Source organism: Algoriphagus sp. oki45 (assembly GCF_036245605.1).
Classification (GTDB): Bacteria; Bacteroidota; Bacteroidia; order Cytophagales; family Cyclobacteriaceae; genus Algoriphagus.
Window position 1 is genome coordinate 348,029 of record NZ_BTPC01000001.1, and the last position, 23,793, is coordinate 371,821.

Here is a 23,793-nt window from a genome sequence, read left to right on the forward strand (position 1 = left end):
TTTTAAGTAATTGATCCTCGTAAAAACCCAAAACCCACCCAAACCAATGAGCGATTACCCTTGGCTTAAGCAATATCCTGCCGCTGTGGATAAAGAAGTCAACTACCAGGCCTATTCCAGTGTCACCGAGCTGTTTGAAGAAAGTGTAAAAAAATATGGTCCAGCTATAGCCTATGAATGTATGGGCAAGACGCTGACTTTTGATCAACTGAACCAGTTGAGTGCAAATTTTGCCAATTACCTCACCCAAGTACTGAAGCTGGAGAAAGGCTCCCGAGTGGCGATTCAGATGCCGAATATCCTTCAGTATCCTGTAGTCATGTTTGGTGCTTTGAGAGCAGGAATGGTCGTAGTGAATACCAATCCACTCTATACTCCTTCGGAGATGAAGCATCAGTTCAATGATTCCGGTGCGGATGTGATTGTAATTGTGGCCAATTTTGCCTCCAATCTGGAGAAAATTCAAAATGAAATCTCAGCCAAACACGTCGTCGTTACCGAATTGGGCGATCTGCTTAGTGGACTGAAAGGAACCATCGTCAACTTGGTGGTGAAGCACGTGAAGAAAATGGTGCCTCCATTTTCCCTGAAAAACTCAGTCACTTTCAAGCAGGCTATCTCCAAAGGATCAGGATTTACCTTCAAACCGGCTACCTGTACCTTGGCTCAACCTGCCTTTTTGCAATATACAGGAGGTACCACAGGTGTATCCAAAGGAGCTGAACTGACCCATGGAAATATTGTCGCCAATATGCAGCAGATTTCCGCTTGGATGAAGCCTCAACTCAGAGAAAGAGAAGAGATCGTTATCACTGCTTTGCCTTTGTATCACATCTTTGCTTTGACTGTCAACTGTCTTGCCATGCTAAAGATTGGTGCTCATAATGTACTGATTACCAATCCGAGAGACATGAAAGCATTCATCGGTGATTTAGCTAAAAAACGCTTCACGGTGATTACCGGTGTGAATACGCTTTTCAATGGCCTACTCAATCAGGAAGCCTTCAAAAGTCTGGATTTCTCCGGATTGAAAATTGCAGTAGGGGGAGGAATGGCCGTGCAGCGGGCTACAGCGGAAAAGTGGAAAAGCATTACAGGAGTACCGCTTGCAGAAGGATATGGTTTGACCGAAACTTCCCCTGTAGCGACTTGTAATCCTATAGACGGCACAGAACGTATCGGTACAATCGGAGTGCCACTTCCCAATACAGAAGTGATGATCGCCGATGATCAGGGCAATCCTTTGTCAATCGGAGAGCGTGGAGAGATCCTCATCAAAGGACCTCAGGTCATGAAAGGCTATTGGAATCGTCCTGAGGAAACCGCCAATGTTATGCACGGGGAGTGGTTCAAATCCGGAGACATCGGGGTGATGGATGAGGATGGCTTCGTGAAGATCGTGGACCGTAAGAAAGAGATGATCCTTGTGTCAGGTTTCAATGTATATCCCAATGAAGTGGAAGATGCCGTAGCTTCTTGTCCTGGAGTTTTGGAAGTAGGGGTAATTGGAATGCCTGACCCTAAGTCAACGGAGAAGGTCGTGGCCTATGTGGTTCAAAAAGACGGTTCCTTGACTGCAGAGAAGGTGATTGCTCATTGCAAAGGTTCGCTAACCAATTACAAAGTTCCTAAGGAGGTTTACTTCACGGATGAGCTGCCTAAGTCCAACGTGGGGAAAATCCTCCGCAGGAAAATCAAAGAAGCCCATATCGAAAAAGTAGGAGAAAACGGATAAACAGAAAAACTAACCTAATCCTAAACTCATAAAACCGCGTTTTCGCGGTTTTTTTGTTTCCTTTGTGCTCTTTGATCAAAAGCAAGTCACTCTAAATCAAATCATACAAAATCTCTAAATCCTATTTTAATTTTTGACTGAATGAACTGGCAGCTTTTTAAAGACGCGATTTTGGGCAAGGAGCAGGATTTTACCCGTCTTTCCCTTCGCACAGCAATTTTCATACTTGCCATACCCATGATTTTGGAGATGATGATGGAGTCGGCCTTTGCAGTGGTGGATATTTTCTTTGTAGCCAAACTGGGAGAGTTTGCCATTGCTACGGTCGGGCTGACCGAATCTGTGATCGTATTGACCTATGCTATTGGATTTGGAATCAGTATGGCAGGTACTGCCTTGGTATCCAGGCGATTTGGGGAAAAAGAGTATCATGAGGCGGGCTCTGCCACTTTTCAGCTTTTGATTGTCGGAGGTGTGATTTCCGTCTTTTTGGGAATAGGAGGCTGGATCTTTGCGTCTGATTTATTGACCCTGATGGGAGCGGAGGAAGCCGTAGTAAAATCCGGAACCAACTACGCGAGGATTGTTTTCGCAGGGAATACAGCCATCATGTTGCTTTTCTTGATCAACGGAGCCTTCAGGGGAGCAGGTCAGGCGCATCATGCGATGCGCTCGCTTTGGATCGCCAATGGGCTGAATATCGTGCTGGACCCCCTTTTTATTTTTGGGCTGGGTAGTTGGGATGGATTTGGACTGGATGGAGCAGCGATTGCCACTACCTTAGGCAGAAGTGTCGGAGTGGTTTATCAATTGTACCATCTTTTTAATGGGAAGCATCGACTCAAAATCATTCGTGAAAACCTGAAAGTGAAGTGGGAAACCATCCGAAAGATCATTGATCTGTCCTTGGGCGGGATGGGGCAATTTCTCATTGATTCGCTTTCATGGGTAGCCTTAACCCGGATGAACGCAGAGTTTGGCTCGGCTGCATTGGCAGGTTATACAATCGCATTTCGGGTGTTGATATTTACTATTTTGCCAGCCTGGGGACTTTCGGGTGCTGCAGCTACCTTGGTTGGGCAAAATTTGGGTGCGAAGAAGCCCAGGCGAGCCGAACAGGCTGTATGGCTGACTACCCGATACAATGTGATCTTTATGGCATCAGTTACAGGGATTTATGTTCTGTTTAGCAAGCAGTTGGCGGCCATTTTCACTGATATTCCCGAGGTGAGGGATGTTGCAGCCCAAGGGCTTTGGGTCATCGCATTGGGCTATGTTTTCTTTGCGGTTGGAATGGTTCTAACCCAGGCTTTCAATGGGGCAGGAGATACCAAAACCCCCGCTTGGATCAATACCGGCGTTCTACTTGGAATGGAAGTTCCTTTGGCTTATTTTCTTGCTTTTCCTATGGGAATGAAATATCTGGGAATATTCATAGCTATCGCATTTTGTCATTCTTTCCATGCTTTGGTTTCTTATTACTTTTTCCGTCAGGGAAAATGGAAGAAAATGGAGGTGTGAAAAAAAAGCCTTCCTGGAACTCAGGAAGGCTTTTTGTTATCTGGTGATCAGGTATATCTTGTGATTGTTGTGTTCAAGAAGAAGCTCTGTTTTCTCCAGTAGGACTCCAAATTCCTTTTGGATATCTTCTCTTTCTCCATAGAATTCGGCTTTTACTTTCAGCTCTTTATCAACCAGGATTATGGTGGGGAATTTCTTATCCAATCCCTCAATTTCTAGCTTGATTTCTACTGATTCGGGTTGGTTGTTGGGTTGATTGGCAAAGGTATTCTGGCTAGTTCCTAAGCTCATTCCCAAAACCAAAAGAGCGAAGCCCATTTTTTTCAGCATTTCGTTTCGGATGATTTTCATGGTTTAATTAAGTTTGAAATAGTTGGTTAGTAATACTAACTACCCAAACGAAAAGAGAACTTCTGGGTTAATTAATTTTACTTATTTTTAAAATAAAATTCTGTTTATTATCAATTTTTCAGAGAAAATATTTAATTATATTGAGATAATTTTCTTAAATAAAAAATAAAATTCTGTTTTTTAAGAAATTCGATTAATTAAAATTTCTTCTCTAATCCGGACTCCAATTCAGAAAAAAGTTTGGAAATCAATCCAAGATTTTCATCTGAAGGATCCTTACCTCGGAAAGGGGCCGATCCTGTCGATTGGTCGGAACGGATGCGATGGAGTCGATTACTTCCATTCCCGAAATGACCTCCCCAAATACCGTGTAACTTTGATCCAAATGTGGGCTTCCCCCCAGTTTGCGGTAGATTTCTTGGTGAGAGTCCGGGATTTGGTAGGCTTCAAAATCTTGGTAATTCTCTGCGATTTGATTCCATTTTGCCTGTAACTGAATCGCAAGGAGCGAATCACGCTGAGTTCTTGCCTGCTCTAGAGAATCCAAGAGCGGTTTGTTTTTCGGATCATTGACTGCATAGTGCCTGGACAAAAACTGATTGATTCTTCCCTGATTATGCTGAAGAAGGCTGTCATTTTGGATTTTTCCCTGGACAATGTAAAACTGAGTACTGCTGGAGACTCTTAGTGGATTATTGGTACGTGCGGCTCCGATAGCCCCTTTCTTGTGAAAATACTCCGGTCTGATTTCCGCCGGGAGCGTGTAGGGTAGGTCCGAACTGCCCAATCGGGCTGTAGAATCCGCACTTTTACTTTGGGTATCACCTGTCTGGATCATGAATCCTTCGATAACCCGATGAAAGAGTAAGCTGTCATAAATCCCTTCATTGACCAGTTTGATAAAGTTGTCCCGATGAATGGGAGTCTCGTCGTAAAGGAGTAGGACCATGGTACCGTAATTGGTCTTCATTTCCACTTTGATCGGGTCAGAATTTATCGGTAGCCATTGAAATTCCAGTACCAATAGTATTAGTAGGCCACTGAGAAAATTTAGAATTGAGGTCATGATTTACTGATTTATATCAGGGAATTGGGTGATCTTCTTTGGGATTATTCTCCGGCAATCTAGCCAACTTGTCTTAGATCTAAAAAGCGAATTGGCGTGGCAAACAAGGAAAATGCTTTTTTCAAAGAGGTAGGAGAAATCGCACGATTTACAGCCCGATTCTTCAAGGAAGTTTCCAAGCCTAAGCAGGAATGGGAGGAATTTATTAACCAATGCTACTGGATTGGTTACAAAACATTTACGCTGGTAGGAATCACCGCTTTTATCATGGGTTTGGTACTGACGATTCAGTCGAGACCTACTTTGGTGGAGTTTGGGGCAGAATCCCTCTTGCCCTCGATGGTTTCTGTGTCCTTGGTCAGGGAGATTGCTCCTGTCATTACAGCTTTGATCTGTGCGGGTAAAATCGGCTCTGGCATAGGGGCGGAGTTGGGATCCATGCGGGTGACTGAGCAGATAGACGCGATGGAAGTCTCCGGTACCAATCCATTCAAGTACCTTGTGGTGACCCGGGTTTTAGCTTCCACGGTGATGGTCCCCATTCTGTCTAGCTTAGCTATAGCGATTTCCCTCTATGGTGGGTATTTGGGAGCCAATCTGAAAGGGGATGTTTCTTGGTCTTTGTTTTGGTATCAGGCGTATAAGGTGCTCATTTATGGAGATTTTATCCCGGCTATGGTCAAGACGATCTTCTTTGGATTTGCCATAGGTATTGTGGGTTGCTACAAGGGATATACTTCCCAAAAGGGTACAGAAGGAGTAGGAAGATCAGCTACCACTGCCGTGATCGTAGCTTCTTTGATGGTATTTATTCTGGATTTGATTGCGGTGCAGATTGCTGATGTATTGGGATTGACATGAGTCCTATGGAGAAGGAAAAAGCTATAATTGAAGTAAAAGATCTCAATAAATCCTTTGGGGAAAATCATGTTCTCCGGGACTTTTCTCTTTCTCTTTTTGAAGCGGAAAATTTAGTGATTCTTGGAAAATCCGGCTCAGGTAAATCTGTATTGATCAAGTGCATCATTCGGCTCATTGAACCGGACTCCGGGGGAATAATTGTATTAGATCAGGATATCAGCGAATTGGATCAGGATGAAATGGACATGCTCCGTGCAGATGTGGGTTTTCTCTTCCAAAGCAATGCGCTCTATGATTCGATGACAGTCAGGCAAAATCTGATGTTTCCTCTCAGAAGACACTGGTCCAAAGAAGAACGGGCAGCTAATGCAGAAACTGCTGTAAAAGAAGCTTTGGAGGATGTGGGACTAGCCCATACGATTGATATGATGCCTGCGGAGCTTTCCGGAGGGATGAGAAAGCGGATTGCCTTAGCTAGGACGCTGATTCTCAAGCCTAAAATCATTCTCTACGATGAGCCTACTACCGGTCTTGATCCCATTACGGCCAGAGAAATCAGCGAGTTGATGAACAGTATACAGGCCAAATACAATACGGCGGCCATTATCATATCCCATGATATGAATTGTATCAAAAAGACAGGAAACCGGATCATCATGCTGATTGATGGGAAAAATTATGCGGAAGATCAATTTGAAAATCTATTGAAACACACCGATCCCAAAGTCAGGGATTTCTTTGAAGGACTATGAAAAGCGATAAAAAAATAGACAACACCAAATTGGGAATAATCGTCATTGCCGGGCTGTTGTTTTTGGTTTTTTCCCTCTACATGATCGGAAGAAATCAGAATATTCTCGGCGCATCCATGAATGTCTACGTGGAGCTCAAAGATGTAAATGGCCTCTTACCGGGCAATAATGTTCGCTACAAAGGAATGAACGTAGGTACCGTGGCGGATATCGAAATGCAGGATCCCGAGCTGATTCGAGTCCGGCTGTTGATTAAGAAAACCATGGCTCCCTATATTCTTGACAATTCCCAAACGACGATCAACACGGATGGACTGATGGGAAACAAAATCATTCATATCCATCCTCAGGAAGGTCACGGAAATCCAATTGCGGAAGGGGTAGTCCTCTATCCTTTGGATCAGGTGGGCACAGAAGATATGCTCAAAAAGCTCAATGATTCGGGTGATTATTTGGAAAGAACCTTGATGAACCTATCTGAAATTACTGACAAACTCAATGAGAATGAGGTGCTTTGGAAATTCATTTCTGATTCTCTCTTAATTTCCGAGGTGAAGAATGCCGTTCGATCATTTACTCAGGCCGGAAGCAATGCCGCTGAAATGGCAAAGGTAGGAAAAGAACTATTGCAGGAGATTGAAAGTGGAGATGGATTGACCTCTGCATTGATTTCAGATTCCTTACTGACTGAAAGTGTTGAACGTACACTCACGCAAATGGAATCTACCACCCATGAAGCTAATGAGGCCCTACAGCAAGTCAGACTTCTCCTCAAAGATGTGCAAGAGGGGCAGGGGACGGTCGGAATGTTGATGAAGGATTCTCTATTCCGGGAAACTTTGATTCAGACCATGATCAATCTGGAGCAGAGTACGGAGAGCTTCAATACCAATATGGAGGCGATGCGGTCCAATTTTCTGTTCAGAAAATATTTCAAAAAGCAGGAAAAGGCCCAAAAAAAGGTCGAGAAGGCCAAAGAGAAATCCAATTAATCAAAAAAAACTCCGGGTTGTGCCCGGAGTTTTTGATTTGGTTAGGGCTAGAAGGCTAAGGCCGCCAGCCCAAGTTTGGATTTGAGTGGGTTGATCCCTTTGAGGACGCTGCCCAGGTATTTATCGGCCAATCCACTTCCCAAAAGATTGGTAAGGAATCCCATGCGCTTATTTTTCAAGTCTAGAATACTCGCTTTTTTCTGATCATCCGATCCGGATCCACCGGTGATTTTGAACAATTGGTCCACAAAGGACTTGTTGTTGGCTTTGAGCTTGGTGGTTTGATCACCGGTCAGATTAAGACCTGAGGTATTATCTAAGATGCCAAGAACCTGCTTGGAGAGGTCAGCTCCACCTACATTGGGGATTTTTGGAACCTGAGCTTGAGCTGAGATTACTACTCCGAAAAGGAAAAGTAAGAGGAAGAGAGTTTTTAAATTTTTCATAGTTAAAACTTTTAAAGAGATTCTAAAATAAGAATTACAATCCAGAAGTAATGATGTCAGTGTTCATATTAGCCAAAATCAAAGAATTATTGGCAGCCTTCCGCATGGTCAATCCATTTGCCATCCAAGCTCAGATAGCCTCCCATGCAATCGGCAGTCATGCAGGAGTGGATAGGTAAAATTCCTATTAAATCCCCAATCTGAACCTGATTCAAGAGGGTAGAAGATGCCTTTACGATCCCGTGTTCTTGGGAAATACCTTTCAGGTAAGACCGTTCAGGCAAAAGGGACCATCCCTTTTCATGAACTGAGACCACTTCTCCAAAATTTTTATTGCCTGAAGAATCCAATAAGACATCTTTGGCGAGATGCACTCCACCTCCATGAACCAATATTTCCCCTCTTTCCCGATTAATATCCACCACAGGCACAGCTAAACACACAGCGATATCTTCCTTGGAGCAGCTACCCAGTTCCGCTTGCATGAGGTCAAAAAAGACAAAATTCCCCGGCCCAAGTTCATCCACATCTCCAAATTCCTCCATGACTGAACAACCCGGAGTATCTCCCAGTCGGGTGACCAAGTCAGGAAATTCGCTGAGGTATTTGGTTTTGAGCATTATCAGTGCATCTATGCTTTGCCTATAAATTTTCTGCTTGTCAGGCGTGTAATAAGTATGGCCCGGGTGGAGATAAAATCCCCGAAATTTCAGCTTATCGCCGGACTTTGCAATCCTCAGGATTTCCTCAATAGTGCCAAAATCAGATACATGTACTCCCGTTCTTCCATACCCAGCGTCGATTTCTATAAAAAATCCGACCTGATTGGTAAGTTGATCAGCTAGTTTCTGAGCGGTGATGGGATTGACGATTTGGACTGAAAGCGCTTGGCCCTCAGCCAATTTATCCAGCTTTTTTACCTCCCGAATATTAAACGGAAAGGCAATATGAATAGTATCCCAACCTTGGCCGCAAAGGTATTCGGCGAGCTTGATGGAGGAGGCGGTGACTTCACTGATCCCATAGTCTTTTGCCCAATTGCCTATTTCATGTGATTGAGCAGTTTTCCAATGCGGTACTAGCCTTTTCCCTTTTGCAGCTGCCTTATCAGCCATTCTTTTGATGTTGGCCCGGGTGATTTTTTCGTCGATAAGTAAAGTAGGGGAAGAGATTTGGTCTAAATAGGACATGGGGCTTGGGTTGAAATTTAATATTAAAGCCAAAAGGTGGTTTTTTCAAAAACAAATACGGCTTCAAGAAAAGAAAACCGAAACCGGTAACAAGACCACTGATTATCCTGCCAATATTCGGTTTCGGTTTATTTGTGAGTTAGTGGAACTTGCTTGTAGATTGCCTTCTATTTGAAAAGCCCTTTTCCCATATTCATCAATCCGCCGAGATCCATTCCCCCGCCTTTTCCACCTCCGAGTAGAGATCCAAGAATATCGGCACCTCCGGAACCTGGACCACCTTTTAGGGCTTTGACGACGGAATTCATGATGTCCTCATTAGCCTGAGGGGCTTCATTTATTCTTTGGTTGAAGAAATTCATAAGCAGCGGCAAAGCTGTTTTAGCCAAACTCATAGCCTGCTCGCTGGAAATCCCAAGCTTGTCCATCAGCCCTGAGGATAAGTCTCCGGCGAGATTTTGAATGACAGGACTCTGAGGGTCTGTGTCATTTCCAGAAAACATTTCCTTGATAGGTGAAAGATCTCCGGATTGGGTTTTATTTTTCAAAAGAGACCCGAAAGTGTCCTCAATTGCACTAGCCGCTCCAGGCGAACTGTTCATTCCTGACTGGGAAAGTAGGTCCTGCAAGGGACCATCAGCCATTTTTAATAATTGATCGATCATAAGTGTAAAAGTTTGTGTCTGATAAAAATGTAAATTCTATAAGCTATATCCAAGTTAAGATGATGATAATAAATTTAAAAACGAGGAGTTTAGTGTTAAGTTTTTTCGGACCAAGAAAAACTTAACATACATTTTTTGGATATTATACAAACATGAACTTAATATTACCGAAATGTTAATAATTAATCATAATTAATGGAATTAGCCTTAATTCTGATCTTCGGTTCTTTGCTATTGACCGAGATGATCAGAAGATGGATGAGAGTAAAAAAATAATGGTAAAAGTTGGTTTATCACCCGGTTAGGTATGATTTCATACCTGACTAAAAAAGCGCAATTTTCTGAATTGCGTTTTTTTTTGGATTATTTCGGGGATTCTTTTCTCCTTAATCAAGATTTTCTTCAAAATTCCAAATGCAATAAATTTTTTCTTTTTGGCCAAAATCCTTTCCTTTTTTATTGTGATCGACGGATTCACCAAATTCTTTTTTTATTCCAAAATATATGTCCGTTTATCCTTCTTTTCAGGATCGGCTCGATCAGGATGATGAATGGTTTTTTGGCAAGGTTTTAGAAAATAGGGCCGGAATGAAATTAAAACTAATTTCTCTGCTTTTGATTCTGACCGCTTGGAATCAAGTTTTTTCTCAGGAACTGAGCGCTTACAAAGGAGGATATACCTTTGAGGGACTTAGGGGAGTGGGTGAATTTACCTATTACCTGACCGATAAAAATGAACCCATCCTTCATGGAGATTTCTCTTTTTCCTATCAAGCGATGGATAGCAGTTCACAGCAAAATCTGATGAAGCTTAAAGTCGATGGTACTTTCCAAGACTACAAAAAGGACCAAACTTGGATCTACGCTGAGGAAAAGCACAGGATCAGGATTCTGGATGTGAAAAACCGGGAATTGGTGGGAGAAATCGAAAGCAAACTTTTGGATTGGAGAGCCAACTATGATCAGGGTATTCTCAACGGACCAGCTTCTTTTCGGGAAAGAATTTGGCTTGGGGAGCGCTATCAGGATATTTTCCTTACAGAAAACCTTCAATTCAAAAAAGACTTCCTTTCCGGCAGGGTGGAATTTAGAAATCTTGACCCTTTGGACACTTACCAAATTCAGGGACAAGTCAACGGAGAAGGGCTGATGGATGGGGTCTGGGAATTTGGTTATCAAGAGGATGGAATCTCCATTAGGGAGATACGGAGATATGAAAAGGGCTTCTTAATCGGCTTGCAGAAGGTCAATGAGCTTTCAGGTGAAAAGATCGATGAAGTGGTCTTTTTTCAGGCGATTTCGAAGTTGGATCAACTCAATCGGGGCGAAAAGGTGGATTTTACCCCTTCAGCTCAGTTTTTTGGATTGACTTTCAATGATGGATTTGTGGAAGAGAGCAAGGAATATCGGCAGCAATACCAAGGCACCCGCCTCTTGGAAGATGCGCTGAAGCGGATTCTAAAATGGGATGAATCCCGCTTTTTTTCCCAAGGAAAACTGATTAAGTCTCCGATTCAGACTCGGCGGTTTCGATACGAAGTAAGTGACGAGGATCAGAAAATCTATCAAAACTCTATCGAAGCCTTTGAGCAACTTCAATCCTACCTTGAACTGATTAAGTCTTCTGACTTTTTGGAACTGAACAAGAATTCCGAAAAATCTCTTGCTGAGGCTTATGCTTACTTGCAATACCTTGATTCTAGACTAAATCAAATGGAGAAGATCATAGAATTGCTCAGGACTGACGAGATTTTATATTTTGATCCTTTATTTTTTGAAGAAGTTCAAGATGAGTTTTTCCCTGATAGCATTCAGCTTGAATACCAGTTCGAAGAAATCGCCCATTCGCAGGTCTTGGACTATACAGAATCGGCTGAAGCAAAAAAACTTTCCCATGCCCTTCAAGCCTACCTAAACAATGAACTGTCTTACTTTAGAAGCTTTGACCAAAAAATCTCCGAAAGTCAACAGAGATTTCGTCAGACCAAGGACTTGACCGGAATTCAGAGGGCTATTTTGAAGGAAAAATCGAAGTTGGACAGCAGCTTCATCAAGTCCGAAGCAACCAATTCCCGCCATCGCCAATTGATGGACCAAGTGTATCAGAATATTGGTAAAAAGCAGTATCAGGAGCTTTTAGATGAGTTTAATCAGGCAGTAAGCTTCGAGGCAAAAGCTGTACAGGGAGACCGATTGGTTGAACTTTTGCAGTTTTTGAATAGAATTCCTGATGACTTGGAAGAGGCCTCATTGCTACAGGAAGAGCTGAAGAGCCTGTTTACAGAAAAGACCTTTGACCCCTTCACTTTTGAGACGGACTTTGAAGTCATCCGGCAAAAGCCAGTGTACGAAGCCCTGCTAGTTCTGACAGAGTTCGAATTGGACCAAATCCAAAATGCCTCAGATTTTGAAGATGTTGAGCAGAATCTGGTTGAGCTCAATGCCTTAAAAATCCAAGCCAGAAAATTACGTGGCTTAGATACCAGAAAACTGGAACGAGAGCTCAATAAAGCAGGCAAAAACATCAACCAAATCAAAAAATTACTTTCGCTATGAGCCACTTCAGTTGGAAAATTGCCTGCCTTGTGGTTGGGCTGGGAATGGTCTTGCTAAGCGCTGGAGAGGGAAAAGTGCATGCGCAAAATGATACGGAAGATCCGGAGCGGGTGATCTCTTCAAGAAGTGAATTGTGGACTGGCCTCTACACCAAGTACCGAATCGGGGAGAAGTTGTATTACTACGGAGAATATCACGTCCGAACCAGAGATCAGTTGGTCCAAAATATGGCGCAAGTATATCTTCGATTTGGGCTTTCCTATATTTTTGATAAAAGTCTGGAAGTCACGGGAGGCTTTGTATTGCCATTTTATTGGGCTCCACCGGAATATCAGGAGATCGAAGAGCCTTTTGATAACATTATTCCTCAGTATCGCCTTTGGCAGCAATTACTTTTTGTACAGTCCATTTCGCGAGTAAAAATTTACCACCAAATCCGAACGGAACAGCGCTGGAGAAGGGACTGGATTGAGGATTCTCCCTTTTTGCTCACCTTCAGATGGAGATATAAGCTTTCGGCATATGTTCCTATAAATAGTACTTCTTTGCAAAAAGGGACGATCTTTGGCTCTTTCAACAATGAGGTATTCATCCAATCCGGAAAGACCATTGTAAGAAATCCCTTTGAAGAAAACCGGACTTTTCTGGGTTTAGGTTACATCCTGAATGAAAATCTGCAGTTCCAAGGAGGCTATACGTTCAGCTTTCAGCAGCGTCCCTCAGGAATCAATTACAATAACAGGGGGTTGGTCAGACTTTCGGTTTACCATACGCTGGATTTGACCAAAAAGAGAAAAAGTAAGGCGCAGTTTCAACCTGTATTCTAAATCATAGATTAATTCCAGCCTAATTTCAGGCGATCAAGGACCTGTAGGGGGAGTACTTTCTCCAAAAAAGGATCCTTGGCATGATATTCCAAAAAGAAAACCTGATCCCCGGAACTGGAAGCTATGAGGGTATTTTTCAAATCAATGTAAAAAAGCCCTGAATCCCGGTCAAAAGCCACTTCCTGACCTTGGTAATTCTGCTGAAAACCCTGGAATAATTCGCGGATTTCCCTCTCTGAATCAAAGAGTTCAGGTGCAGGACGAATCTGCATGATCAGGGAATAGTCTACAGGAATGTAGCTGGTATCCGCATGGATCAATTCCTTTTTGATACTCGTAATCCTCGGCTCTATAAAGGTGATCTGAAGGCCTTGCTGATTGTCCATCTGCCGGTAAACCTGCAGAAGGAGCTCCTTGGGAACCTGTAGAAAATACTTGGGATTGACCATGCTGATCAGCGTATTCCAATCTTTCGTCTCCATGGCCTGGAGATAGCGTAAGGTTTCGCTTTCCACTGCTGTTTTTTCCTGCTGTCCCATACTGGTTAGTGGCAGGTAAATCAGGGCAAATAGAAGCAGCAGGTGATTTCTCATGGATTTTGGGCAGCTAGGCCAGTCTGATTTAGTTAAAATCCCCGGAATAAAGAAGACTTGGAAGAAAATTGAACAGAAAATGGAAGGAATAAGGGGAGATTTTTGGAGTAATTCTTCTAAAAAGCAAGTTTTAAATAAATCACTTTTCAAAAACCTCCCGGATGGCTTCCAAATAATCAAATCCGTGCCCTTCGGTCGGTTCGATATAGTTGCCTTCCAGATACTCGTTCCAGCAGCAGATCATGACCGTGTTTCCATTGGTAGAGCGGTATTTTCTTGAAACTTGCTGGGCTTCCTTCAATTTGGCCGTGAAGCTGGATTTATCACTGTGCACCTTATCCTTGTAGGGCTCGGAAGGGAATCCGCTTTGCTGAGGCCAAGTACCTCCTGCGGGCCGCATATCCCAACCCATGGCTACCGGAACCTGATATTCAAAATCAGGATCAGCTGCAAATTTCTCACTCCACATCTTCCAATGCCCCCGGTAGGTCTCTCGCATATCGGAGTAGGAGCGATTGTCTTTCTCCATAAAGTTGTGATAGACATAAGCAGTCATCCCTTCAAATCCCATTGATTTGAGCCGGGGCACGTATTCTTGGAGCAACATCTTTTTTTGGTATTCTCCGCCTTCCCATGGGCGTGAGGGGTTTTTGGCTTTCCAAAGGGTAGGAAGTCCATAGGTTCGCTCTCGCTCTAACATAGGGCCTGCGGTCACCGCGATGAATTTAATTCCCGGAAGCTTGGCTTTTTTGGCTACAGCTTGGGAAAGGTCCAAGAGATCTTTTAGACCCAAGCCGTAAAAAGCAGCTCTCGACTCGGCATCCTGTGGGAAGTAGAAATAGACTATGGGTCTGCCATCTTCATCTCTTAGGTAATCTCCCCGACTGAAATACTGATCGATCCACAGTTGGGTGATTTTTTCGTGGACTTTCAGATACAATTCTTTATCCGGCTTTTCACCTTCGTAATTCGCTTTTCGGGCCAATTCATCCGGTGCACCCACTTTCAGCCACAGCATCCAGCGCTCATGGCTATCGTCACACCAGTTGATTGCAAACTTCATCTGCTGTTCTTTAGGAAGCTTGGCATTTTCAGCCAAAAGGACTTCTAATTGGTCGCCCCATTCTACCAAACCGGGCACCGCCACTCTTCCGTCCCGATTGGTGTCGATCTTCCATCCTTTGGGGTAATAGATTTTGGATTGGGGGCCAAAGTACAGGTGGTAATAATAGTGCCTTCCAAAAAACCAATCGTAAGCGAAGAAGTCGATTCCATATTCCTTCATGTACTGAAGTTGCTTTCGGGCCACTTCAGGATCGGTTCGATTGTAGAAGCCTTTCAGTTCTTTGATCGGTTTGCGATCCAGGTAGGGTCCTTCGTAGGGGTATCTCGCATTGTATACTCTTCCTTCGGGTCCCCAAATTCCTGTATTCTGGAGGCTAGCGCAGTTTTTAGGATCCTGAAGGCAGGACCAAAAGCTGTCCCGATCCACATTGGGGTCAGGGGAGGTATTCCAAGAGGGCATAAAATAGACGCCTACCTGTTCTCCTGACTCCTTTTGGGGGATTGAAGTTAAATTGGCTATGGGATTGATTCCAGCCGAATGATGAACTGCTTGAAAACTGCTTTGCCTTTGGCAGGAAGCCGAAATAAGGGCAACAAAGAAAAAGGCCGACAATTGAAAAATCCGATTCATAAGACTTAGTTTAAATTACTTAAGCTCAATATAGAAAAATGCAGGAAAAGCTAAAGGTTTACTTTAGGTCTTTCTTCAGAATCAAAATCCTTCTGTATTCAGGGAAAATCCGCTCAAAATCCAGAGTATATGCCAAAACTTTCTGAAATCCCATTTTCTCATAGAATCGTTTGGCCTGTACCTGACAGTCCATCGACTCCAGCCAAATGGAATCCAGTTGGTTTTGCTTTGCAATGGTTTCACAATGGTCCAATAGAGCCTGCGCAATGCCCTGGCCATGGGCTTCCTTGTGCAGATAAAGCCGATGAAGCTTCATCGCATTTGGGATTTCGATTTCTCGGGGAGAAAAGGGAAAGTCATATTTCAGAATTCCAATTTTTCGTTCTTGCCATTCCACAAAGAAATAGTGGGTTCTCTCCCGGGAAAGTTCTTTTCTAAGGGTATGCCGATTGTAAATCAGGTTGACGTACCAATCTCCTCCATCTTCCCAAACGTATCGATAAGGGGCCTTGTATACCTCATCCATAAGCGTAAAAAGCAGGGGTTGATCCTCCGTTTGGATTCGGCTGAGGGAGAGTTGATGGTTGAGAAAAATCGGTTTATCCATCTCCGAAATTAGGAAAAAACTAGCGCAGTTTGTCCACCATTTCTTTGGTCATTTCATCAGCATAGGTGCCATAGGAATTGACCAATACACCCTTGATTTCCCCATCAACAGAGGATATGGCAAAAAGAATGGCTTCATCCGAGGGATTGGTGTTGCCTTCGAATCGAAAGGTTTGGTCTACCTCAAATTGATTGGGCAGCAGGCAGACATCTCCGCAAATCAGGCTGTCAAAGCGGATATTGAAGTCTTCTGTGTAGCCTTCTTTTCTGAGTTTTTCGAGAGTTTCGACTAGAGTGGGTTCGTAGTTGGGCATTGATTTATTGGTTTAGTGAATAAAAAATTTACGAAGAAAAAAGGTGTAAAAAGAAAAAACCACAGACTTTTGGCCTGTGGTTTTACACTTTTAAGATAAGATTTACTTCCTCGCCAAAGCTCTTTTTGCAGCCTTCACGATATTTTCGGCATTCAGACCGTATTTTTCAAGCAGTTGGGTAGGAGTGCCGGACTCGCCAAAGCTGTCATTTACACCCACATATTCAAGCGGTGCCGGATTGTGGCGTGCCAAAGTTTGAGCGATGCTGTCGCCCAAGCCTCCATTGATCTGATGCTCTTCGGCAGACACGGAGCAACCGGTCTTTTTCACCGATTCCAAGATCGCTTCTTCATCCAAAGGTTTGATCGTGTGAATGTTGATGACCTCGGCATGAATTCCTTCTTCGCGAAGCATGGCTTCTGCTACCACTGCTTCCCATACCAAATGTCCAGTAGCAAAGATGGTGATATCCTTCCCGTCGATCATTTTCCAGGCTTTCCCGATCTCAAACTTCTGAACTGCAGGCGTGAAGATAGGCCAGCTTGGTCGTCCAAACCTCAAATACACCGGGCCTTCGTGCTCAGCAATCGCCAAGGTCGCTGCCTTAGTTTGGTTGTAGTCGCAAGGGTTGATTACGGTCATGTGAGGGAGCATTTTCATCATGCCCAAGTCCTCCAAAATCTGGTGAGTTGCACCGTCTTCTCCCAAAGTCAAACCTGCGTGCGAAGCACAGATTTTCACGTTTTTGTCGGAATAGGCGACGGATTGGCGGATTTGATCATAGACACGACCGGTGGCAAAGTTGGCGAAGGTGCCCGCGAAAGGAATTTTTCCTCCCAAAGTCATCCCCGCTGCCAAGCCAATCATATTCGCTTCGGCAATTCCAGTCTGGAAAAAGCGATCCGGAAATTCCTTCTGGAAATCGCCCATTTTTAGGGAACCGATCAAGTCCGCACAAAGGCCGACCACATTAGGATTTTTTCTTCCTGCTTCGAGGAAGCCGTCACCAAAACCGGAACGGGTATCTTTTTTCTCTGTATAGGTAAATTTTAAGTCTAAGCTCATCTTCTTGTCTTTTGGGATAGGAAATCAATAATCACCGAGGGTTTCTTCCAATTGACCCAAGGCCTTGGCCAATTGCTCGTCGTTTGGAGGGGAACCGTGCCATTTGTGCGTGCCGACCATAAAGTCCACGCCATAGCCCATTTCGGTGTAAAGCAGATTTATGACAGGTTTTCCTTTTCCAGAAAGGGACTTTGCCTTTTCCAAGCCTTCCAAAACAGCTTTCATATCATTTCCCTCCTTGATTTCATTGACTTCCCAACCAAATGCTTCCCATTTGGCTTTCAGATTTTTCAGGTCCATCACTTTGGTAGTCGGACCGTCGATTTGCTGACCATTGTAATCTACCGTGGCAATCAAATTGTCCACTCCATAGTGTGCTGCATACATCGCGGCTTCCCATACTTGGCCTTCCTGAAGTTCGCCGTCACCCATTAGAATGTACACAAGCTTGTCGTCTCCGTTGAGTTTTTTGGCCTGAGCTGCACCCAAGGCTACGGAAAGTCCCTGTCCCAAGGATCCTGAGGCTACCCGGATACCGGGGAGATGCTCGTGGGTAGCAGGATGACCCTGAAGTCGGGAATTGATCTTTCTGAAAGTTTTCAGTTCCTCAACCGGGAAATACCCGCTTCTTGCGAGAACGGAATACCATCCTGCAGAAAGGTGACCGTTGGAAAGGAAGAAAAGATCTTCACCCTTTCCGTTCATTTGGAAATCAGGATTGTGGTGAAGCTGATCAAAGTAGAGAGCTACAAAGAATTCTGCACATCCAAGCGGTGCACCGGGGTGGCCGGACTGAACGGCATGCACCATTCTCAGTACATCCCTGCGCAGCTGTGTGCAGATTTTTTGGAGTTGTTCAATTGATTGTTTTTCCATTAGCTGGGGGTTTATTTTAGGATTTGAGCAGTGTGGTTTTTGGTGTCGACTTTGGCGATCACCTCGGCAATTTTCCCCTGCTCATCAATCACGAAGGTCGTTCTGGCTGTGCCCATATACTTACGTCCGTACATGGATTTTTCCACCCAAGTACCATAAGCCTCGTGCACCTTAAGATCTGTATCCGCGATCAAAGGGAAGGGGAGGTTTTGCTTTTCTATAAATTTCTTGTGGGATTTTTCATCATCCGAACTGATTCCCAAGACTACATAGCCTGCTTTCAGTAGGGCATCGTAGTTGTCTCTTAGGTTACAGGCTTGGGCAGTGCAACCCGGAGTGGCATCTTTCGGATAAAAGTAAAGGACTACTTTTTTGCCTCGGTAATCGGAAAGCTTGATGGTTTCGCCTGTTTCAATTTTTGCTTCGAAATCTGGGGCCATTTGGCCTGCTTCTAGTGACATAAAATTTTGATTTTAGAATGGAACAAAGATTTAAGGAATCGTCGATCGATACTCGGCAACATTCCCTGCCATATCGGTGACTTTTAGTAAAACTGCCCCTTTCAGCGGTTGTTTATCTTTTGTTTCAGACCAAATGACGGCCTGTTTGTGTTCGTAGCGCATTAGCACCCATTTGCCATCAACCCAAGCCTCAAAACTTCGGATTCCGGACAGGTTGTCTTTGATGGTAAATCTCATGCCTTGCCCATTGACTCGGATAGGAGTAATCGTCGGATTTACCTTATCCTCAGCCAAAACAAAACTACCAAAATTTCTGGTTTTGAAGCGGATTTGACCGGCTTCCCATTCTCCTCCAGCAAAGGATCGGGAACCATTGGGAGAGCGGAGGTAAACGTGGGTTTTGGTTTTGTCTCCGGTGTATCCGCTCACATCCCACAGCAATTCGATTGGGTTCCAAAGGTATTCGGTCGTTTCTTGAAGCCTCAGTACCGGAGCATTTGCAGGTCCGGAATGAGACGCCCTGAGGTATAAATCTTGGAGAAGGCTGTTTTCTTCAGTTTTCACAGTAAGCTTTGACGTAGCCAAAAGAAACTCCTGACCCAAGGGAATATGCCCGACCAAATCAGGAATGTAAATCTCTGAACACAGGTCAATTTTTTCAGGAATTCCGAATCTCAAGTCCCAAAGGTAAGTTCGGCTTTGTGCATCTTGATAGGCCGGGAGGATTTCGTAGGATTGATTCCCAATGAAATACCTTGCTAATCCACCCTTGTCACTTTGACGAACTTTGATTTTCATCACATTTCGGAAATAGCTGACCTGAGGAGTGGAAGGAGACGCTCCGTCGGCAATGGTCGAATCCAAATCTGCACCGGTGAGCGTCAATTTGACAATTCTGGTATTTTGATAAGCGTCTTTCAGCCGAATTTGGAGATTTTTCTTTTCACCGGAAGCTACTTCAAATACGCCTGTCGCCGGATCGGCAGGGCTGAGGTAATCATACTTCAGCTCAGGCTGGAAATACAGTTTGGTAAAGCGATTTTGATGGGTGTGCAATAAAAATTGACGGGTGAAATTGTAGTCTATTTTGTCCACCAAAAGAGAAAAAAGCGAGCTTGAGTCATCCACCACTTCGAAAAGTGGGAATCCGTTTTGGTTGCTGGCTCCGTCCAGTCGGTCATAGCTTTGGATTTCCAGTCCCACTCGGCCCGTCACTCGAATGGTCTCGGGAATCCGGTATTCCGAACCAGAGAGAACTGGGGTAAGTTCGATTCTTTGATATTTCCCATTGACGCGGCTATCCAGCTCCAGCGGCACAATGGCTATTTTTTGGGGAGTAGGAGGGGTTGTATCCAAGATTTCAGAGAATCCAGCCAAAAGCGGATCCATGGCTCGATCCAAGCTGTCCCGAATTTCAAAGTGTAGGTGAGGGCCGCCGGAGCTTCCGGTATTTCCTCCATAAGCGATCAATTCCCCTTTTTTTACGGGGATTTCACCTATGGCCGGATAGACTTCCAGCTCGTTTTGCTCTGCCTCATACATTTTGGCCACCATCCAGTCATGCAACTTGGGGACAAAATTCCTCAAGTGCCCATACAGCGTGATATGTCCGCTGGGGTGCTTGAGGTAAATAACATTTCCGTAGCCGAAAGAGGAGATTTTGATCCGATGAACCCAACCATCCGCCGCAGCATAAATCGGCTCTCCCTCGGCACCTCCAAACTTAAAGTCCAAACCCGCATGGAAGTGATTGGGACGGAGTTCGGAATAGTTACCGGAAAGGTAATTTCTACCTCCAGGCTTTACCGGGGAGCGGAAATAGCCTTTCTCAATCTGTTGGGAAAAACTAGTGAAAGGAGTGGATATGCTGAGTACAAAAACGAGGAAAATCAGCTTTTTATACATCAATTCAAAGATTGCTTCACTGCGTTCGCAATGATGTTTATTCAAAAAAAGCTTACTTAACTTCAAAATCGAGCATTTTTTCATTTCCGATAAATCCAGTCAGATGATCTCCGATTTTTACGGGACCTACTCCAGCCGGGGTTCCGGTATAGATCAAATCTCCCTTCTTTAGAGTGAAAAACTGGGAGATATAGGAAATAATGGTGGCGAAGTCAAATAGCATCAAGCTGGTGTTTCCTTTCTGCTTGAGTTCTCCGTTAATTTCCAGATGAAAGTCGATGTCTTTGAGGTCGACAAAATCAGAAACTGGTTTGAAATCGCCGATTGGGGCCGAACCGTTGAAAGCCTTGGCAATTTCCCAAGGCAGGCCTTTGGCTTTGCATTGATCTTGAAGATCCCGGGCTGTAAAGTCAATTCCCAAGCCGATTTCTTCGAAATAGCGGTGTGCAAATTGAGGCTGAATGTATTTGCCTTCCTTAGAGATTTTGAGGACAAGTTCGACTTCGTGATGGATATTTTCAGAAAAATCGGGGTGAAAAAAAGGAGCTCCACCTTTCAGCAGTGCGGTATCTGGCTTGAGAAAGACGACAGGTTTTCCGGGTTTTTCGTTTTTGAGTTCTTCGATATGGGCGGCATAATTTCGGCCGATGCAGATGATTTTCATGGATTCAGGTTCAAAAATTCAGGTCTCTATTTGACTGCGTGAAAATAAAAATTCCCTGCCAACAATCGGGATAAATCGTGCAGGGAATTCAATTAAATTATGAATGGTTTAATCCACTGCCTGAAGCATCATCAGGGTCTTTTCCTCCTCATCCAAAAAGTAGAGGAGGCCTTTGTCAAACTTGTACTTTCTGATTTTCTCCAGGGCCTTTCTCATGTCTATTTCGACTTCCATATCCGGACAGGCCATCATCGTGGTAGCTCCGGGACCCAAAGTGATTCTTGATTGGTCTTCCACCACCAAACTTCCTCTTACCGTATTGCAACCCATTTCTCCAAAGTAGGTGCCGGCCGATACATTCAGCTCAAAGGTCAGCGCATTTCCGTTCTTGAAGGATTTGGGGTCCTGAAATCTACCCACATAGACCACTTTCCAGATATTCGTAAGAGCCAATCGCTTGTCCGCTTCTTTGCTTAGGACTTCTACCAGTTTGTAGCTCAAGGAAGAGGCATCTGCGGGAATGGGCTTGGGCTTTTCAGTAATTTCCACTTTCACCCGATACAAGTTTCCGGGTTCGTAGCTGAAGCCCTCGATCTGATCATAAAAAAGCTCCCATTTGCCGCTTTCTATTGTTTCGGTTTTTTGGATTTGAAAACAGGTCATGGGACCTACTCCCATGCAATCGACTTTGGCAGAATTGATCCACCAAGTTTCTGTAGGGGCTGTGTTTTCGACCTCACTTTTTTCTTCAGATTTACAAGAAGCCATAGCTAAAGCTAAGAACTGGAGGAAAATAAGTAAGGTCTTCATGGGCTTAGAAATTGATTTTTTTGACTTCTTCCAAAAGCTTCTCCGTCCAGCGGGTATAAACCAGTCCGGATGGATGCAAGCGATCGACGGCCATCATTTCTTCCTGACCGCCGATTTGCCGGTATTCCTCTGTAATATCGATAAATCTCACCTCATATTTGTCGCAAATCGCCTTTTTTGCCCCATTGTAGGCATCGATTTCTGAGGCTACCTTTACCTGATCTGTATTTCTAGCCTTAGCAAAACCGGTCACTCCCCAGTCTGGAATAGAAAGCACCACGACATGCTCCTGATTTCCTCGGGCAAATGCAATGGCCCGCTGAAGCATGGCTTCAAAGTCTTTCTCATAGTCAGCCACGGGCCTTCCTCGGTATTGATTGTTTACCCCAATGAGCAAAGTGACCAAATCATAGCCTTCGGCTGAGGTCTCGGCAGCCTGAATTCCTGCTTCCAGTTCATCCACAGTCCAACCTGTCTTAGCGATGATCTTGGGGGGAAAGAAATACTGACCTCCGAGGGAATTCAGTCGGCTGACCAACTGCATGGGATAGCGTTCGTTTTCTTCCACTCCTTCACCTATCGTGTAGGAGTCACCCAATGCGAGATAGCTTAGAGTTTTCAGTTCCATGGGTTCGTCGGTTTTGCACTGAAGGAAAAGGAATAAGGAGAAAATGATGGAAATAAGGTGGGGAAACATGCCAATTTGAAATTTAGATTTTCGCAGGTTTTTAGACTTCACTTTTGCTTAAGCAAATACTGATTCAAGTAAAGACAAACTTCCCTCGTCGGCATTGAGTTTGACCTGTGCGCCTACAGGAAGAATAAACTGCCTGGGTACGTGTCCAATCATCGCTCCGGAATAAGCAGGGATATTCAGTGGCAAAACGTATTGATCCAGAATCTGATCTACAGTCAAACTCCCATAGCCTCCTCCCGGATCGCAATCGGTGCATTGCCCGAATACAAATCCCTTTATTTGGGATAGTGTACCATTGAGCTGAAGGGTACTCATCATCCGATCTATCCGATAAGGATCTTCTCCGATATCTTCTATGAATAAAATAGAGTTTTGAAAATCAGGATAATAGATTGTTCCTGATAAAGCTGCTAATACAGTCAGATTCCCTCCCAAGAGTTTGCCTTCTGCTGTGCCTCCTTTCAAAGTTTGAATCCGGTTGGACTTTTGCACCAGCTCATCGCCTTTACTTCCCTCGTTGACATAGCTTACTTTTTCCCGGTTGAAAAATACCTTTTCAAACTGTCGCACATTGAAGCTATTCCAGCTGCCTGAGCCATTAGGCCCATGAAAGGTGATCAAACCAGCCTGACTCTGTAAGGCACAATGCAGTGCCGTGATATCCGAATAGCCCAAGAGTGGTTTTGGATTATTTTTCACCAAATCATAGTCGATCATGGGAAGAATTCGTGCAGCGCCAGAACCCCCACGTATGCAGATAACTGCTTTTACTTCGGGGTCAGCAAACATGGCATTGAGGTCTGCTGCTCGCTCCTCGTCTGTTCCTGCCAGATGTCCAAACCGGTTTTTCAGATTTTCTCCTAATTTGACTTTAAGCCCAAGTCCTTCCATGGCTTCTTTGGCGTAGGTAAACTCCATGCGGTTTGCTGTGGCTGCTGCAGGAGAAATAATGCCTACGGTGTCCCCTTTTTGTATCCCTTTGGGAAAAAGGGTTGGGGTTTGTTTATTGTTTTTGATGTCAAAACTTAGAAATGGAGCTGAAGCCGCCGCGAGGCCGAAAGATTTGAGAAAGCTGCGTTTGTTCATTCGGGTTAATTTTGAGCTGAATTTACTCTGTTTTTTTTAACCGAAGGAGGACGATCCG

Annotated in this window: 24 protein-coding genes; 7 read left to right on the forward strand and 17 right to left on the reverse strand. The window is 44.2% G+C overall.

All coding sequences use genetic code 11. The annotated features are described in order from the left end of the window. Positions 1 to 46: 46 nt before the first annotated feature. Both AAA942_RS01465 and AAA942_RS01470 read left to right on the forward strand, forming a co-directional pair. Positions 47 to 1,735, forward strand: coding sequence for an AMP-binding protein (locus AAA942_RS01465; protein WP_338218446.1), 1,689 nt, complete (start codon positions 47 to 49; stop codon positions 1,733 to 1,735). Between the two features lie 141 nt (positions 1,736 to 1,876). Continuing rightward, positions 1,877 to 3,256 (forward strand): MATE family efflux transporter, encoded by a 1,380-nt coding sequence (locus AAA942_RS01470; protein ID WP_338218447.1) that lies wholly within the window; start codon positions 1,877 to 1,879, stop codon positions 3,254 to 3,256. Positions 3,257 to 3,292: 36 nt separating this feature from the next. On the opposite strand, the gene AAA942_RS01475 is transcribed toward AAA942_RS01470, so the two are convergent. Together AAA942_RS01475 and AAA942_RS01480 are read right to left on the reverse strand one after the other, a co-directional pair. Beyond that, positions 3,293 to 3,607 (reverse strand): hypothetical protein, encoded by a 315-nt coding sequence (locus AAA942_RS01475; protein ID WP_338218448.1) that lies wholly within the window; start codon positions 3,605 to 3,607, stop codon positions 3,293 to 3,295. Positions 3,608 to 3,854: 247 nt separating this feature from the next. Continuing rightward, on the reverse strand, positions 3,855 to 4,673 hold the full coding sequence (locus AAA942_RS01480) for a peptidylprolyl isomerase (RefSeq protein ID WP_338218449.1): 819 nt from the start codon (positions 4,671 to 4,673) through the stop codon (positions 3,855 to 3,857). Between the two features lie 96 nt (positions 4,674 to 4,769). On the opposite strand from AAA942_RS01480, the gene AAA942_RS01485 reads away from it, so the two are divergent. From AAA942_RS01485 to AAA942_RS01495, 3 genes are read left to right on the forward strand one after another with little or no spacing between them, the layout of a single operon-like run. Further along, complete coding sequence (locus AAA942_RS01485; protein ID WP_338218450.1) at positions 4,770 to 5,534, forward strand: MlaE family ABC transporter permease; 765 nt, start codon at positions 4,770 to 4,772, stop codon at positions 5,532 to 5,534. A 5-nt stretch (positions 5,535 to 5,539) separates the two neighbouring features. Beyond that, entirely contained in the window at positions 5,540 to 6,286 is a 747-nt protein-coding gene (locus tag AAA942_RS01490) for an ABC transporter ATP-binding protein (RefSeq protein WP_338218451.1), read from the forward strand. Then, complete coding sequence (locus AAA942_RS01495) at positions 6,283 to 7,278, forward strand: MlaD family protein (RefSeq protein ID WP_338218452.1); 996 nt, start codon at positions 6,283 to 6,285, stop codon at positions 7,276 to 7,278. Before AAA942_RS01490 ends, AAA942_RS01495 begins: the two co-directional genes overlap by 4 nt. A gap of 47 nt (positions 7,279 to 7,325) precedes the next feature. Here the strand turns inward: AAA942_RS01495 and AAA942_RS01500 are convergent, their stop codons facing one another. The 3 genes from AAA942_RS01500 to AAA942_RS01510 form a co-directional block, all read right to left on the reverse strand. Further along, positions 7,326 to 7,724, reverse strand: coding sequence for a hypothetical protein (locus tag AAA942_RS01500; RefSeq protein WP_338218454.1), 399 nt, complete (start codon positions 7,722 to 7,724; stop codon positions 7,326 to 7,328). 86 nt (positions 7,725 to 7,810) lie between these two features. After that, positions 7,811 to 8,914: an alanine racemase gene (locus tag AAA942_RS01505; RefSeq protein ID WP_338218455.1), complete on the reverse strand. Its 1,104-nt coding sequence runs from the start codon at positions 8,912 to 8,914 to the stop codon at positions 7,811 to 7,813. Between the two features lie 167 nt (positions 8,915 to 9,081). Continuing rightward, positions 9,082 to 9,579 (reverse strand): hypothetical protein, encoded by a 498-nt coding sequence (locus tag AAA942_RS01510; RefSeq protein ID WP_338218456.1) that lies wholly within the window; start codon positions 9,577 to 9,579, stop codon positions 9,082 to 9,084. Between the two features lie 588 nt (positions 9,580 to 10,167). Here AAA942_RS01510 and AAA942_RS01515 point away from each other — a divergent pair. Continuing rightward, positions 10,168 to 12,135 (forward strand): hypothetical protein, encoded by a 1,968-nt coding sequence (locus AAA942_RS01515; protein WP_338218457.1) that lies wholly within the window; start codon positions 10,168 to 10,170, stop codon positions 12,133 to 12,135. After that, the gene (locus AAA942_RS01520) at positions 12,132 to 12,962 is read left to right on the forward strand and encodes a DUF2490 domain-containing protein (protein ID WP_338218458.1); all 831 of its coding nucleotides are present in this window, start codon (positions 12,132 to 12,134) and stop codon (positions 12,960 to 12,962) included. Before AAA942_RS01515 ends, AAA942_RS01520 begins: the two co-directional genes overlap by 4 nt. 8 nt (positions 12,963 to 12,970) lie before the next feature. Here AAA942_RS01520 and AAA942_RS01525 read toward each other — a convergent pair whose 3' ends face one another. The 12 genes from AAA942_RS01525 to AAA942_RS01580 form a co-directional block, all read right to left on the reverse strand. Continuing rightward, entirely contained in the window at positions 12,971 to 13,555 is a 585-nt protein-coding gene (locus AAA942_RS01525) for a hypothetical protein (protein ID WP_338218459.1), read from the reverse strand. A gap of 139 nt (positions 13,556 to 13,694) precedes the next feature. Next, positions 13,695 to 15,251, reverse strand: a complete 1,557-nt coding sequence (locus AAA942_RS01530; protein ID WP_338218460.1) for a glycoside hydrolase family 99-like domain-containing protein — start codon at positions 15,249 to 15,251, stop codon at positions 13,695 to 13,697. Between the two features lie 58 nt (positions 15,252 to 15,309). Further along, the gene (locus tag AAA942_RS01535) at positions 15,310 to 15,858 is read right to left on the reverse strand and encodes a GNAT family N-acetyltransferase (RefSeq protein WP_338218461.1); all 549 of its coding nucleotides are present in this window, start codon (positions 15,856 to 15,858) and stop codon (positions 15,310 to 15,312) included. A 19-nt stretch (positions 15,859 to 15,877) separates the two neighbouring features. Further along, on the reverse strand, positions 15,878 to 16,171 hold the full coding sequence (locus tag AAA942_RS01540) for a phosphoribosylpyrophosphate synthetase (RefSeq protein ID WP_338218462.1): 294 nt from the start codon (positions 16,169 to 16,171) through the stop codon (positions 15,878 to 15,880). Between the two features lie 102 nt (positions 16,172 to 16,273). Beyond that, on the reverse strand, positions 16,274 to 17,236 hold the full coding sequence (locus AAA942_RS01545; protein WP_338218463.1) for a transketolase family protein: 963 nt from the start codon (positions 17,234 to 17,236) through the stop codon (positions 16,274 to 16,276). A 24-nt stretch (positions 17,237 to 17,260) separates the two neighbouring features. Further along, positions 17,261 to 18,112 carry a transketolase gene (locus AAA942_RS01550; protein WP_338218464.1) on the reverse strand — a complete coding sequence of 284 codons (852 nt, stop codon included), beginning with the start codon at positions 18,110 to 18,112 and terminating at the stop codon, positions 17,261 to 17,263. A gap of 11 nt (positions 18,113 to 18,123) precedes the next feature. Continuing rightward, positions 18,124 to 18,573 carry a thioredoxin-dependent thiol peroxidase gene (gene bcp / locus AAA942_RS01555; protein WP_338218465.1) on the reverse strand — a complete coding sequence of 150 codons (450 nt, stop codon included), beginning with the start codon at positions 18,571 to 18,573 and terminating at the stop codon, positions 18,124 to 18,126. A gap of 30 nt (positions 18,574 to 18,603) precedes the next feature. Further along, positions 18,604 to 20,478 (reverse strand): M23 family metallopeptidase, encoded by a 1,875-nt coding sequence (locus AAA942_RS01560; RefSeq protein ID WP_338218466.1) that lies wholly within the window; start codon positions 20,476 to 20,478, stop codon positions 18,604 to 18,606. 52 nt (positions 20,479 to 20,530) lie between these two features. Then, on the reverse strand, positions 20,531 to 21,142 hold the full coding sequence (locus AAA942_RS01565; RefSeq protein WP_338218467.1) for a fumarylacetoacetate hydrolase family protein: 612 nt from the start codon (positions 21,140 to 21,142) through the stop codon (positions 20,531 to 20,533). A gap of 108 nt (positions 21,143 to 21,250) precedes the next feature. Then, the gene (locus AAA942_RS01570; protein WP_338218468.1) at positions 21,251 to 21,952 is read right to left on the reverse strand and encodes a DUF4377 domain-containing protein; all 702 of its coding nucleotides are present in this window, start codon (positions 21,950 to 21,952) and stop codon (positions 21,251 to 21,253) included. 4 nt (positions 21,953 to 21,956) lie between these two features. Then, positions 21,957 to 22,580 (reverse strand): SGNH/GDSL hydrolase family protein, encoded by a 624-nt coding sequence (locus AAA942_RS01575; RefSeq protein WP_338218469.1) that lies wholly within the window; start codon positions 22,578 to 22,580, stop codon positions 21,957 to 21,959. A gap of 117 nt (positions 22,581 to 22,697) precedes the next feature. Beyond that, entirely contained in the window at positions 22,698 to 23,735 is a 1,038-nt protein-coding gene (locus AAA942_RS01580) for a S66 peptidase family protein (RefSeq protein ID WP_338218470.1), read from the reverse strand. Between the last annotated feature and the right edge of the window lie 58 nt (positions 23,736 to 23,793).

Coding starts and splice junctions, on each gene's coding strand:
- AAA942_RS01540 (WP_338218462.1), bottom strand. CDS start 16,171: ATGCCCAACTACGAACCCACTCTAGTCGAAACTCTCGAAAAACTCAGA.
- AAA942_RS01495 (WP_338218452.1), top strand. CDS start 6,283: ATGAAAAGCGATAAAAAAATAGACAACACCAAATTGGGAATAATCGTC.
- AAA942_RS01545 (WP_338218463.1), bottom strand. CDS start 17,236: ATGAGCTTAGACTTAAAATTTACCTATACAGAGAAAAAAGATACCCGT.
- AAA942_RS01580 (WP_338218470.1), bottom strand. CDS start 23,735: ATGAACAAACGCAGCTTTCTCAAATCTTTCGGCCTCGCGGCGGCTTCA.
- bcp (WP_338218465.1), bottom strand. CDS start 18,573: ATGTCACTAGAAGCAGGCCAAATGGCCCCAGATTTCGAAGCAAAAATT.
- AAA942_RS01510 (WP_338218456.1), bottom strand. CDS start 9,579: ATGATCGATCAATTATTAAAAATGGCTGATGGTCCCTTGCAGGACCTA.
- AAA942_RS01570 (WP_338218468.1), bottom strand. CDS start 21,952: ATGAAGACCTTACTTATTTTCCTCCAGTTCTTAGCTTTAGCTATGGCT.
- AAA942_RS01575 (WP_338218469.1), bottom strand. CDS start 22,580: ATGGAACTGAAAACTCTAAGCTATCTCGCATTGGGTGACTCCTACACG.
- AAA942_RS01530 (WP_338218460.1), bottom strand. CDS start 15,251: ATGAATCGGATTTTTCAATTGTCGGCCTTTTTCTTTGTTGCCCTTATT.
- AAA942_RS01505 (WP_338218455.1), bottom strand. CDS start 8,914: ATGTCCTATTTAGACCAAATCTCTTCCCCTACTTTACTTATCGACGAA.
- AAA942_RS01565 (WP_338218467.1), bottom strand. CDS start 21,142: ATGAAAATCATCTGCATCGGCCGAAATTATGCCGCCCATATCGAAGAA.
- AAA942_RS01465 (WP_338218446.1), top strand. CDS start 47: ATGAGCGATTACCCTTGGCTTAAGCAATATCCTGCCGCTGTGGATAAA.
- AAA942_RS01480 (WP_338218449.1), bottom strand. CDS start 4,673: ATGACCTCAATTCTAAATTTTCTCAGTGGCCTACTAATACTATTGGTA.
- AAA942_RS01475 (WP_338218448.1), bottom strand. CDS start 3,607: ATGAAAATCATCCGAAACGAAATGCTGAAAAAAATGGGCTTCGCTCTT.
- AAA942_RS01525 (WP_338218459.1), bottom strand. CDS start 13,555: ATGAGAAATCACCTGCTGCTTCTATTTGCCCTGATTTACCTGCCACTA.
- AAA942_RS01560 (WP_338218466.1), bottom strand. CDS start 20,478: ATGTATAAAAAGCTGATTTTCCTCGTTTTTGTACTCAGCATATCCACT.
- AAA942_RS01470 (WP_338218447.1), top strand. CDS start 1,877: ATGAACTGGCAGCTTTTTAAAGACGCGATTTTGGGCAAGGAGCAGGAT.
- AAA942_RS01520 (WP_338218458.1), top strand. CDS start 12,132: ATGAGCCACTTCAGTTGGAAAATTGCCTGCCTTGTGGTTGGGCTGGGA.
- AAA942_RS01490 (WP_338218451.1), top strand. CDS start 5,540: ATGGAGAAGGAAAAAGCTATAATTGAAGTAAAAGATCTCAATAAATCC.
- AAA942_RS01515 (WP_338218457.1), top strand. CDS start 10,168: ATGAAATTAAAACTAATTTCTCTGCTTTTGATTCTGACCGCTTGGAAT.
- AAA942_RS01535 (WP_338218461.1), bottom strand. CDS start 15,858: ATGGATAAACCGATTTTTCTCAACCATCAACTCTCCCTCAGCCGAATC.
- AAA942_RS01550 (WP_338218464.1), bottom strand. CDS start 18,112: ATGGAAAAACAATCAATTGAACAACTCCAAAAAATCTGCACACAGCTG.
- AAA942_RS01500 (WP_338218454.1), bottom strand. CDS start 7,724: ATGAAAAATTTAAAAACTCTCTTCCTCTTACTTTTCCTTTTCGGAGTA.